A 13,060-nucleotide genomic window follows, 5' to 3' on the forward strand; every position below is an offset into this window, starting at 1 on the left:
TAAATCCTGTAAAGAGATTTTCGTACTGTTCACTGACAATACGGCTCTCCCAATTGTTAATATAGTACATAGATAGTGCTGCAATCATCGACTAGACAGTTCTCTTCTCTGAAATCAGACAACAACAGAAGACTATGGCTCGAGACCTTCAAAGTCCTCTCCTGCTTCGAAGCTGTCTGCCGCCGCCTCGGCTGCCTCCAGCATGCCTCCCTGATCACGACTAAGCTTGAGCTTCCGCTGGACAATATCTCCATCTGACTGCATTAGCACATTCACGGTCTGTCCTGGCTGGTAAGCCTTCAACAGCTCGTTAATATCAATGATGGACGTGACACGCTGCCCATTAATGCTGTACAGTTCATCACCTTCATGGATTTTGGCCTGAAGTGCTTCGGTCGAGCTCACTTCAGTTACTGTCAGCGGATCGTCCGTAGGAAGACCTACTATAGCAGACCAGCTCTCTTCGAGCTTCAGTCCGAGACTTGCCCTACGCACCTCTCCATATTTGAAATATTGGTTCATGACATATTTGACCGTATCGGCTGGAATCGAAAACCCCATATTCTCGACGCCCACAGCCGCAAATTTCATCGTATTAATCCCTACGACCTCGCCCTTCATATTCACCAGCGGCCCACCACTGTTACCGGGGTTGATGGCAGTATCACTCTGGATGAGCCGATAGGATGCATTTACCCCACGGTTCAAACCACTGACTACTCCTGCTGTAGCAGAGTTACGGAGCGAGAAGGAGATTGGCGTACCAATTGCAACGACCTGCTCTCCTACCGCCAGATTCTGAATCGAATCCGCAAAGGTAGCTGGCTTGAGTGAAGAAGCATTGATTTTGATAATGGCAAGGTCACTCACCGGATCACTATAGCTGTCTGTAATGCCGTAGGTTTTACCATCGGAGGTAACGACCACTGCATCATCCAGCCCGGTAATCACATGTGCATTCGTGACAATCCAGCCGTTGGATTTGACAATAACGCCGGTGCCATGCGCCAGATTGTAGCGATCCCCGCTCATCCCATAGCTGCTGGTATTGGAGCGTCCTATGATACCGACGACTGAGGGAGATACCTTCTTGACGACGGATGGAATTAACCCCGAGGATAACGAATATGTACCACTAGAGCTGTTATAGGAGCCTGTCGTTCCCAGTGCCTTGTTCAGCTCATTCACGTTCACGTAGATACCACCTTCAAGCTTCTTCGCTTGCAGTGATACATCTGCGGCCTGTACGCTCGCAGGCACACCAAGGCTTGCCCCTAGTACAACTGCCAAAGAGGCAACAGCCCACTTGTTGCTCACAATTTTCATATATTTATGTACCCCTCTTCCCCTACTGCGATGTCTTACGAGCACATACATCTCTGTTCAGCATTTCACGTCAATCCGTCAGTCTGGAGACTTCCGAACACCTGCGGACAATGCCTGCTCAGAGCGAATCCCATATCATCTCTTAGCTTCTTCTATAGAAGCCCCCACCTAATGCAGGCATCCATGCTCATATGTAAATACTACGAATCTCTGACTCTATTGTAACAGGCATTACCAAAAAAAAGATATTGATTTTAAATATTCCACAGAACATTTTTTCGCCTATATATCAATATATGGAATAAACTTCTTCCCCTACATCGTTCGCTTCCTATCAGGCATTTTAAGACTTACAATCTATAATGTGCTTCGACCGCAATACTAAAGTTCATTATTCAGGAGAGCTATTTCCACGCTAGCAGCCAGTCACTGGAAAAACCGCAACTGGCTGCTCTGCACTTATTTATTTATTTATTTATTTATGAACCAGAATTTTCATCAAATCCAGCATTACAGCTGTTGCACCATTACTCTCCGTTCGGCTCAAGATCACATAGCCTTCAGGAGTTTTGTAGAATAGCGAGCCATCTAGCGTAACTCGGAAATAATCGTCCTCCTTATATACGGTATTGGTCGACCACAGCTCCTTCCCCTTGCGATTCAGACTTGTGATCGTAATTCCATGCATGGACATGTTTCCTTTTCCGCCCATTGCTTCATATTGATCTGATACGGAGAGAAATGCACCATCCTCAGGTATATAATAGAGGTTAGCATCATAATCTCCGGTGTCGCTGCGCTTTTTCATTTGATGGTCAAAAATGAGTGTGCGTTTCTTGGCGGACGCTTGCGATTTGCCAGTAACCGTAACGGCAATGCCATCTTTCCATTCATGGACATCCAGCACCCTGCGTTTGCCCCAGCCATTCCATACCTGGTTCCGCTTGGGCTGCCCATATACATCGGAGAGTACGGATTTCACACCTCGATCAGTATTTAATATACTGTAGTACCCATCATCCGCAGCAATTAGCCAGCCAGTCTCTACTCCACCGGTTCTTCGGGTCCAATCCAGTTCACCATCTCGGTTATAGTGATAGGTCGTTAACGTTCGTTGCTGATCAATCGTATATACAAGAAAATCCCCCTGCGGTAAAGGCTCAAGGCCAAGAGAAGCATTCTCCTGTCCCGTGGCCATTCCATCCGTCTCAAGCGGTCTGGACCACAGCACCTGACCATCAGCTGCTGTATGTACTGCCAGCCATTCGGCTCCTGATTCCGCTTTCATATATGATATTAGCCACAGCTGCCCACCACTGTAGGTCTCCCGCTGTACTCCCTTAGCGGGCGTAGCACCCGCAGCTAATGGTAATGTGCTCTCTTGCTGCCACTGCTGCTGGAGCGAGCTATCCCACTGTCCATAGGTAACCTGTAATACATTGGCCGCTTGGTCCTCTTTTAGACTCAGCGCAGCAATTCCCCCCTGCCTCGTCTGCTGAATATAGTTTTTTGCATGCGACGGATCATTCACTTCGCCCATGAAAGGTCCACTCTCCAGCTCAGTGGTAACACGAGCACGTTCTGTGACTGCCTCGACTTCAGCTGAACTTTCTAGCTCGGTTGTCTGCGTAGATTCCGATAATGACTCGGTACCTTCAGAAGCTTGTACATAGGCAGGTCCCCCCAGCAACATGACGATAATTACAGCTGTGAAAGCTATACCCGATACCACCTGCACCCATTTGCCCTGGATACCCATTGAATAATTACATTTCACTGCGAAGATCCCCTCTCTGTAATCTACAATGCATTGTCCCATGGTGTTATTCATGGATATGCCTCTGCTGACTGAATTCATGACCAACGACTTCTCTACGGCATCATTGATACTGCGATTACGTGGCAGGATCTCTGTAGTTCAAGCCTGTGTCTTATATAACCGATTCCAGATTTCCCAAAACACGTATGATTGATCTGCCACTATTGTACAGGGGATGACCTCCAATGGCTATGTCTTAAAATGACGAATACTGAGAATTAAACAAAATTTAAGAAATATGACCACAACATACAAAAAAGCCCTGAAGAGACTGACCGTTCATCATGGATCAGTTCCTTCAGGGTCTATGAACACTGTTAGCTTTTACTGGAATTAAGCTGCATTACTCGTTATGGCTATATGCCAGTGCTACGTTTACCCCACAGCAGCCTTAGCAATGCATTGTTGGCTTATCAGGGCTTGAGCCTACAGCTCTGCGGTCTGTAGCGCTCTGCTGCGAGCGGTATCCCGCTCCAGAACAGGCTTCAGATATTTACCTGTATAGGAGGCCTCTACCTGAACCAGCTCTTCCGGTGTACCTGTAGCCAGAATTGTACCGCCGCCGCTGCCACCCTCTGGGCCGAGGTCGATCAGGTAATCAGCTGTCTTGATGACATCCAGGTTATGCTCAATGACGAGCACCGACTCACCAGAATCCACCAAGCGATGCAGAACAGTCAACAGTCGATCAATATCATGAACATGTAGTCCCGTGGTCGGTTCATCCAGAATGTACATGGTCTTCCCTGTGCTACGACGATACAGCTCAGAGGCAAGCTTCACCCGCTGAGCTTCCCCACCTGACAGTGTTGTTGCTGGCTGTCCAAGATTCACATAGCCCAGTCCCACATCAAGCAGGGTCTGGAGCTTACGATGGATTTTCGGGATGTTCTCAAAAAATTTGACCGCATCCTCAACCGTTAGCTCCAGCACATCCGAAATACTCTTGTTTTTGTACTTCACTTCCAGCGTCTCACGGTTATACCGTTTGCCCTTACATACCTCACATGGAACGTAGACATCAGGCAGGAAGTGCATCTCAATCTTGAGAATACCATCGCCACGGCAAGCCTCACAGCGTCCACCTTTAATATTGAAGCTGAAGCGGCCCTTCTTGTATCCCCGCAGCTTCGCTTCGTTTGTCTGGGAGAACAGATCACGGATATCATCAAATACCCCTGTATAGGTCGCTGGATTGGAGCGAGGCGTCCGCCCGATCGGAGACTGATCAATATCAATGACCTTGTCGATATGCTCCAGACCCCGAATTTCCTTGTGTTGCCCTGGACGTACTCGTGCACGATTAAGGTCCCTTGCCAGCGTCTTATATAGAATTTCGTTAACAAGCGTCGATTTACCTGATCCAGACACCCCAGTTACTGCAGCGAATAGACCGAGTGGAATTTTGACGTTCACATTCTTAAGATTATTCTCCTTGGCTCCTCGAATCTCCAGATGCTTATCCGAAGGCTCGCGGCGCTTCTCTGGCACCGGAATGAACTTACGCCCACTCAAGTACTGACCCGTTAAGGAAGCAGGATTCTCCTGAATCTCGGCCGGTGTGCCCTGAGCAATAATCTGTCCCCCGTGAATGCCGGCACCTGGCCCCACATCAATGATATAGTCAGCGGCCATCATCGTATCCTCATCGTGCTCCACAACGATCAAGGTATTACCTAGATCACGCATGTGCTCCAATGTCTGAATCAAACGGTCATTATCCCGCTGATGGAGGCCAATACTAGGCTCATCAAGAATGTACAAGACTCCCATCAAGCTTGAGCCAATCTGGGTAGCCAGCCGGATACGCTGCGCCTCACCACCAGACAAAGTTCCAGCAGCACGACTCATCGTTAGATAATCCAAGCCGACGTTGACAAGGAAGCCAAGACGACTATTAATTTCCTTCAGAATCAGGTTAGCAATTGCTTGTTCCTTCTCACTCAATTCGAGTGTAGAAAAGAACTGGCTAGCATCACTGATGGAGAGGCTGGTGACATAAGCCATATTCTTATCCTGAATGGTTACGGCGAGCACTTCCTTCTTCAAACGGTGGCCCTTGCAAGTATTACAAGGCTTGGCCGCCATGAAGCCCTCGATGAATTCACGAATGCCGTCGGAGGCTGTCTCTTTATAGCGACGCTCCAGGTTCGGAATAATTCCCTCAAAAGTCACCAAGGCTTCCTTACGCTGCCCGAAGTCATTCTCATAGCGGAAACGGATCTTGTCCTTGCCTGTCCCATACAGGATGGTCTTCATGTGCTCTTCGCCCAAATCCTGAACTGGCACATTCTGCGGAATACCGTAATGCTCACACACGGATTGCAGGAACTGCGGATAATACGTGGATGTTCCGCCAGCCCATGCCTGAAACGCGCCATCCTCAATGCTCTTCGTTGGGTCTGGGGTGAGTAGATCCGGATCGACGATCATCTTCATTCCCAAGCCATCGCAGTCCGGACAGGCTCCGAATGGGTTATTGAACGAGAACATCCGCGGGGACAATTCCTCCATGCTGAAGCCGCAGACTGAACAAGCAAAGTTGGAGCTAAAACGTAGCTCTTCCTGATCAATAATATCTACCAGCAGCTGTCCTCCCGACAGATTGAGAGCCGTCTCAATAGAATCGGCGAGTCTGGAGGCTACATCAGGCTTAGTCACAATCCGGTCAACGACGACCTCAATGGAGTGCTTCTTATTCTTCTCCAGCTCGATATTCTCGGATAGATCCCGCAGTTCTCCGTTCACCCGCACACGCACAAATCCCTGCTTCGCAATGTCAGCGAACAGATTTTTGTGCTCTCCCTTTCGTCCGGACACAACTGGAGCAAGAATCTGCAGACGGGTACGCTCAGGGTACTGCATGATCCGGTCGACCATTTGCTCTACGGTCTGTGAGGTAATCTCGATGCCATGCTCGGGACAGTGGGGATGACCAATTCTCGCGAACAACAGACGCAGATAATCATAAATTTCGGTTACCGTACCTACCGTCGAACGCGGGTTGCGACTGGTGGTCTTCTGGTCAATGGAGATCGCTGGAGACAGACCGTCAATCGAATCGACATCAGGCTTCTCCATCTGACCTAGAAATTGACGAGCATAGGCTGACAAGGATTCTACATAACGGCGCTGTCCTTCCGCATAGATGGTATCGAATGCGAGGGAGGATTTTCCTGAGCCACTGAGACCTGTTAATACCACGAATTTATCACGCGGAATGGTCACGTCAATATTTTTCAAATTGTGCGCTCGTGCGCCTTTGATTATGATGCTTTCTCTTGCCAATTGCGTCATCTCCCTTGCTTAATCAGCCTTTAATTCCAGCAAAGCGTCACGCAGCTCTGCGGCCCGCTCGAACTGAAGATTTTTTGCAGCATCCTTCATTTCCTTCTCTAGGCGCTGGATAAGTGTCTGACGATCCTTCTTGGACATTTTTCCAGTATCCCCTGGCAGATATTCATTCTTGGCCTCGGCAACCTTGGTTGCCTCTATGACATCACGAACCTTCTTACGAATTGTCTGTGGAGTAATGCCATGCTCCTCGTTGAACTTGATTTGTAGCTCTCGTCGTCTTGCCGTCTCTTTGATGGCACGATCCATGGAGTCTGTTACCTTATCACCATACATGATTACGAGACCCTCACTGTTGCGGGCAGCCCGGCCAATCGTCTGAATGAGGGAACGATCTGAACGCAGAAAGCCTTCCTTGTCTGCATCGAGAATGGTCACCAGAGATACCTCTGGCAAATCCAGCCCCTCCCGCAGCAGGTTAATACCAATCAGCACGTCAAAGACACCTAGACGCAGATCCCGCAATATTGCCATCCGCTCCAATGTCTTGATCTCGGAGTGCATGTATCGGACCTTAATGCCAACCTCTTTGAGATAATCTGTCAAATCCTCGGCCATCTTCTTCGTGAGTGTCGTCACCAGGACACGTTCGTCTTTATCCACTCTAACGCGTATCTCACCGATCAGATCATCAATCTGTCCTTTAGTCGGTCGTACCTCAATGATCGGGTCTAGCAGACCTGTTGGTCGAATAATCTGCTCTACCATGGTGTCGCATTTCTCTGCCTCGTACGGACCTGGTGTGGCAGATACATATATAATCTGATCTACCTTATCCTCGAATTCCTCGAAGCGAAGCGGTCTGTTGTCCAGCGCAGAAGGCAGGCGGAAGCCGTGCTCCACCAGCACATTCTTGCGAGCCTGGTCTCCATTGTACATGGCGCGAATTTGTGGCAATGTCACATGGGACTCATCAATGACTACCAGCATATCGTCCGGGAAATAATCCAGTAGCGTATATGGAGTGGCTCCGCGCTCCCGGAAAGTCAAGGGACCTGAATAGTTCTCAATCCCTGAGCAGAATCCAACTTCCTTCATCATCTCAATATCATAGCGTGTACGTTGCTCTAGTCGCTGTGCCTCCAGGAGCTTGCCATTCGCTCTTAGCTCTGTCAGGCGCTCCTCCAGCTCACGCTCAATGTTAACCAGCGCGACCTTCATCGTCTCTTCTTTGGTAACAAAGTGAGAAGCCGGGAAGATGGCGACGTGATCTCGTTCGCCGATCAGCTCTCCAGTCAACACATCAATCTCCGTAATTCGTTCTACTTCGTCACCGAACAGCTCAACACGCACAGCATGCTCTCCCTGCGAGGCAGGGAAGATCTCAATCACATCCCCACGCACCCGGAAGGTCCCCCGTACGAAATTGATATCATTACGCTGATACTGGATGTCAACAAGTCTTGATAGAATTTCATTACGCGGCTTCTCCATTCCCACTCGCAGGGATAGCAACAAGCTACCATACTCCTTTGGTGAACCGAGACCGTAGATACAGGATACGCTCGCTACAATAATGACATCCCGCCGCTCGAACAGAGAGCTGGTCGCAGAGTGGCGAAGCTTATCGATCTCTTCATTAATACTGGAGTCCTTCTCGATGTACGTATCAGAAGACGGAATGTAGGCTTCTGGCTGAAAGTAGTCATAGTAACTGACAAAATAATCAACCGAGTTGTTCGGGAAAAATTCCTTGAACTCACTTGCGAGCTGTGCCGCCAGCGTCTTATTATGTGCGATTACCAGGGTGGGGCGGTTAAGCTTCGCAATGGTCTGAGCAATTGTAAAGGTCTTACCTGTTCCCGTCGCACCTAGCAGTGTCTGGTGTTTCTTTCCCGCCAGCACACCCTCCACTAGCTCCACGATGGCCTTTGGCTGGTCACCCTGTGGCGAGAATTCGGACTCAACTTCAAACGTCTTGTTGCTAATGACAATATCACTCATTGCCCTGCATCACCCTTATCGTCTAAAATAAAATCATCCTGTTTTTACAAAAAACGAGTTATTGCTACATCTATGAAAGAAAAACGTCGATCAATGTACATCCATGGGAGACAGACCGCGTTTAGTAGTGGTTCATTGGGCAAGGCTCATGTTGTAGCTCTACAGTCAATTTCAACTCCATCCAAGTGCTAGCGATGAGACCTTGCAGTTAGAGCAAAGGTAGCCGAATCACAGCCTTATGGCCTTCGAGACATTATGCTTCTTTGCGCACAAGACTGTTACCCTGTACCTGCTAGTTTGTACGACTTTTTGCGTAATTTTACCTGCGAGAGGCTCGCAATCTAAAGTTATGCAGGAATAAAGCCGTTCTATCTCTTATACCCACTATTCTAGCTGTCACCTCAGACGGTCACAGCTGACTTATTCCGTGTGTCTCGTGCTGTCGTTATTTCCCGAGAAATGACACGGAACACTTGCTATAAGAATGTTTGTTCCCGTCATATTATACCTCTTTCATATTACGGATGCAAACGATAAGTATTCATTGGGAGTGATTAACTTTTGGACATCACGATTTGGATTGGCATCATTGCAGGGCTCGTAGCTATTGTAGGCGGCTTTCTGATGGATGGAGGAGAATTTAGCGGCTTGTTGCAGTTCACTGCTGCTCTGATTGTATTTGGTGGTACCGCTGCTGCTGTCATTATCAGTTTTCCCAAATCCAAGCTACGTACGATCCCGGCAGCATTGAAAGTCGCCTTCGGGCGTGAAGATATACCTAATGGACGCTATATTAAGGATATTGTGAATATGGCTACCATTGCCCGCCGTTCAGGGGTATTGGCTCTGGAGCGCAATTCAATGGACCATCCGAGTCCATTTTTGCGGGAGGGCATTCAGCTTGTGGTAGATGGTACCGATCAGGAGCAGCTGAAGCAAATGCTGTCCCTGGAGCTTGACGCAGTAGAGCAGGAATATGAGGGTTATGCCAAGGTGTTCGAATCGGCTGGCGGTTACGCTCCTACGATGGGGATCATCGGTACAGTTATGGGTCTGATTCACGTACTCAGCAGCCTCACAGAGCCAACATCTCTCGGACCCTCCATCGCCCTTGCCTTCACCGCTACATTGTATGGGGTAGCCAGCGCCAACTTGGTATTTCTGCCCATCGCCTCGAAGATCAAAGCCAGGGGTGAACTGGAAGTCCATACCATGGAGCTGCTCATGCACGGAATCATTGCTATACAAAATGGTGAGAACCCTCAGCTCGTTCAGCGAAAGCTAAGCCTGTTTGACCGCACCAGCGGTACGGACAGCCGCAGTCGTCCGATCGCCAAGGCCGAGGAGGGCTTCCATGAGAGTGCGAATTAGAGACAAAAAAGCTGCTCCTGCAAATGATAGCAGAGATCGCTGGCTGATTACTTATGCTGATCTTATTACCTTGCTCCTGATTTTCTTCGTCATTATGTATGCCATGAGTCGACTGGATGCAAGTAAATATGAAGTCGTCTCACAGTCCATTCAGGGGACATTTCGCTCTGCGGACTCCATCCTGGAGCAAGGCTCAGGGATTACTGGCACTGCAGATGTGAATACCAGCAAAAACCCTCCTGCAGCACAGGAGGGCAAGGGCAACGGACCTGGCAATGACGGCCAAGCTGTAAGCGGCGAGGAGCCTGGCTCTGAAGTGATGACCGAACGAGAGCTCGCTTTCCGGCAGCAGGAGCAGGAATTAATGGATCTTATGGGCATGATTCAGGAGTACATCACAGAGAACCAATTGGACGACCAGGTCTTCGTGGCTGACGAGCCACGCGGTATATCTATCACCCTTAGCGACCGATTCCTGTTCGATATCGGCCAAGCGTCTCTCAAGTCAGGCTCAGCCCCTATACTGGATAAGCTCGCCAGTCTATTTCGTAATCTGAATACGCCAATCAGCATTGAGGGTCACACCGATAACATTCCTGTGGGCTCTGGCTCCGCTTACCGTGATAATTGGGATTTGTCGGGTGCGCGTGCCTTATCTGTGCTGCGCTTCTTCATTGAACGCAGGCAGCTGGACCCTAAGTATTTCCAATATGCTGGTTATGCAGATACACGTCCTGCTGGAGATAATTCCACTCAGGCCGGACGTCAGAAGAATCGACGGGTTGAGATCACCGTGCTTCGTCAGCTGCAACAATAATAACTATCTATAGCCACTCATAGAAAATCCCCGACAAGCCTTGTGAAGCATCACGAGCTTATCGGGGATTTTTTTTTAGATATCCAGGATATCACTGCCCTCAGCCCTTGATGCCAGCCTCATGGGGTCTCAGAATTGTAGCGCCCAGTATAATCAGAATGATGGCCATGCAACCCAGAATGGCCAGCGGGACCATAATATCCGCCCATTCTCCGCCTGCAGCCATCGTCTCAATGGCCTGAATAGCCCATTTTTGCGGCATAAAGTTGGCTAGCTTTTGCAAGAAATCCGGCATGATGGAAATGGGCCAGAAGCAGCCTCCCAACATGCAGGTAGGTGACACGATAAGCGGATTCAGCATGCCCGCATTGGTCTGATTACGAATCATTCCTGCTACCGTGCTGGATAATCCCAAAGCTACAATAGTAAAGAACATCAGTATCACAAAATGCGGCAACAAAGGAACACCATAATCAAATCCGAATATACCACGCGTTACTCCCAAAATGAGCACAATCTGAAAACAGCCTACCGCAAGGCTCCCCATAAAATAACCCAACGTAATCTCTGCCGAGCTTACTGGAGCCATGTACATCCTGGCCAGTATATGTGAATTGCGGTCTCTCGTCATTAGTGTCACAGCGCTGGTCACCAATCCCAGTAGGAATAGCAGCATGAAGCCTGTACCATTGCGAAGACCTTGCTTCGGATACAGATTCTCGTCTATTGTCGAGACCGTGATCGCTGGTGTCAGCTCCCTTGCAAGCCAGCTCTGAATCGCAGACTCACGACGCTCTGTCGGTAGGGACTGCAGCATAGCCATGGTATGACTCATGCGCTGGATGGCACTCTCCAGTGTAGCCTTGACAGCATAGCCTGATTCACTAACTGCAATCTCATAAAATTCAACGGAGGGAGCTGCCCCTGATCTCAGCTCTGTCGAGAATGTTTCGGGCACTCGAATGCCAATGACCGCTCGTTTATCCGTCACAACCTTGCGCATTGCATCCAGTTCAGTCATCTCCATTATCTCTATTCCATCCATGGATTGCAGCTCACCACGAATCACCGCCGCCTCTGCTCCTTGATCCTGAATCATGAATGCAACGCGCGGCTCCTCTTCCTGTATCCCGCCCAACAACACATAGGTCAGCGATACCACGACAGAAGGGAGCAGCAGTAAACCTAATATTCCATTACGTGTACCTATCGTTCTCCTTATGACATTCCAGGCTATTGCAGCTATAATCGGAATATTCATTGATAGCCCACCTTCCTGTACATCAGTCCAGTGATCAATAGCAGTCCAAGTGCTATCGCACATAAAGCGCCGATGGATGGCCAAATCTGAGCTGGCTCCCCATTCTGCATCAGTAACAGCATGCCTTCCATTCCCCAGTAATTCACAGTCCCCTTACCAATTACGCTCAACCAACCGGGTAATTGAGGAGTCATCCCGCCACTGATAAACGTCATAACAACAATTATCATACTAATGACCGTCGATGCTACTGAAGGTGCTGTTATGCTGAAGGTGAGAATCACAGCCATACACATGGAGATAAAGATAACCAGTATACTGATTATAGCCAGCATCCACAGATGACTACCCCAGTTCACCCCAAAGATCCAGTGGGTCGCCATGATGATGAACAGCACCTGTACCATCGAGACAAGCATATTCCCCAAGATTTTTCCGAAGAAAATATGGTTGCCATGAATCGGAGCAGCATACATTCGGGCTAACGTTCCTAAGCCCTTCTCATTGTTCAGACTATGGCTAACCGTCATTCCACAATACAACATGAACATGATGAGCATGGAGACTGCATAGAACTGAAAGGCCGTATAGCTGCCATGCTCTCCAAGCTTACCAGGCTTCAGCAAGCTCTCATTGGCTTCAGCACTATACCACTGCTCCCATGTCTCTACCTCTGGAGGGGATTCCCTCATAATCATCGTCACCGTCTGGCCTGTGTTGGCTTGCTTCACGAAGTTATTAAATAACGATTCTGCTACCATATTTCTTGTAGCATCTCTGCCACGGATGAGCTCCAGCCGGGTCTGCCCTCCTGTGACAATCTGCTGCTCGAAGTCAGCCGGGACAACGACGGCAAAATCCGCCTCCCCACTGCGAAGCATCTTCTGTGCTTCCTCACGGCTCTCCGTCGTAAAGGAACGGAGCAACTCATTCAGGGATGGCCAACTTATAAAGCTATTCCAGATCTGTTGTTCATCGGCGTTCCCCTGCTGCACGATAGCCACCTTCATAGGTGTCCAATTCAATTCCTGTCTCCCCTCAAAAACAGATGACAGAGCTGTTCCCAATATAAAGATCAGCAGGACAGGCAGCAGAAATTGATTCAACAGCACCACTTTTAGTCGTAGCATACGCTTTAATTCAAACCAAGCAATCGTCAGCATCACAT

General features: G+C 48.9%; 8 protein-coding genes. 2 read left to right on the plus strand and 6 right to left on the minus strand.

The features are described 5' to 3' along the window. Positions 1 to 132 precede the first annotated feature (132 nt). The 4 genes from MKX74_RS24975 to uvrB all read right to left on the minus strand — a co-directional run bounded on the left by MKX74_RS24975 (position 133) and on the right by uvrB (position 8,443). Positions 133 to 1,326 carry a S1C family serine protease gene (locus tag MKX74_RS24975; protein WP_018887652.1) on the minus strand — a complete coding sequence of 398 codons (1,194 nt, stop codon included), beginning with the start codon at positions 1,324 to 1,326 and terminating at the stop codon, positions 133 to 135. A 475-nt stretch (positions 1,327 to 1,801) separates the two neighbouring features. Next, positions 1,802 to 3,157: a hypothetical protein gene (locus MKX74_RS24980; protein ID WP_341180115.1), complete on the minus strand. Its 1,356-nt coding sequence runs from the start codon at positions 3,155 to 3,157 to the stop codon at positions 1,802 to 1,804. A 414-nt stretch (positions 3,158 to 3,571) separates the two neighbouring features. After that, positions 3,572 to 6,433 (minus strand): excinuclease ABC subunit UvrA, encoded by a 2,862-nt coding sequence (gene uvrA, locus MKX74_RS24985; protein ID WP_341180116.1) that lies wholly within the window; start codon positions 6,431 to 6,433, stop codon positions 3,572 to 3,574. 18 nt (positions 6,434 to 6,451) lie between these two features. Beyond that, positions 6,452 to 8,443 carry an excinuclease ABC subunit UvrB gene (uvrB, locus tag MKX74_RS24990; RefSeq protein ID WP_018887649.1) on the minus strand — a complete coding sequence of 664 codons (1,992 nt, stop codon included), beginning with the start codon at positions 8,441 to 8,443 and terminating at the stop codon, positions 6,452 to 6,454. A 561-nt stretch (positions 8,444 to 9,004) separates the two neighbouring features. Between uvrB and MKX74_RS24995 the strand changes: the two genes are divergently transcribed. Together MKX74_RS24995 and MKX74_RS25000 are read left to right on the plus strand one after the other, a co-directional pair. After that, positions 9,005 to 9,814, plus strand: a complete 810-nt coding sequence (locus MKX74_RS24995) for a flagellar motor protein (protein ID WP_341180117.1) — start codon at positions 9,005 to 9,007, stop codon at positions 9,812 to 9,814. Next, positions 9,798 to 10,631: an OmpA/MotB family protein gene (locus tag MKX74_RS25000; protein ID WP_018887647.1), complete on the plus strand. Its 834-nt coding sequence runs from the start codon at positions 9,798 to 9,800 to the stop codon at positions 10,629 to 10,631. Before MKX74_RS24995 ends, MKX74_RS25000 begins: the two co-directional genes overlap by 17 nt. Positions 10,632 to 10,731: 100 nt before the next feature. On the opposite strand, the gene MKX74_RS25005 is transcribed toward MKX74_RS25000, so the two are convergent. Further along, on the minus strand, positions 10,732 to 11,892 hold the full coding sequence (locus MKX74_RS25005) for an ABC transporter permease (protein WP_036631843.1): 1,161 nt from the start codon (positions 11,890 to 11,892) through the stop codon (positions 10,732 to 10,734). Beyond that, on the minus strand, positions 11,889 to 13,055 hold the full coding sequence (locus MKX74_RS25010; RefSeq protein WP_341180118.1) for an ABC transporter permease: 1,167 nt from the start codon (positions 13,053 to 13,055) through the stop codon (positions 11,889 to 11,891). Before MKX74_RS25010 ends, MKX74_RS25005 begins: the two co-directional genes overlap by 4 nt. Positions 13,056 to 13,060: the final 5 nt, after the last annotated feature.

It is taken from the genome of Paenibacillus sp. FSL K6-1230 (genome assembly GCF_038002385.1).
Lineage (GTDB): Bacteria > Bacillota > Bacilli > Paenibacillales > Paenibacillaceae > Paenibacillus > Paenibacillus massiliensis.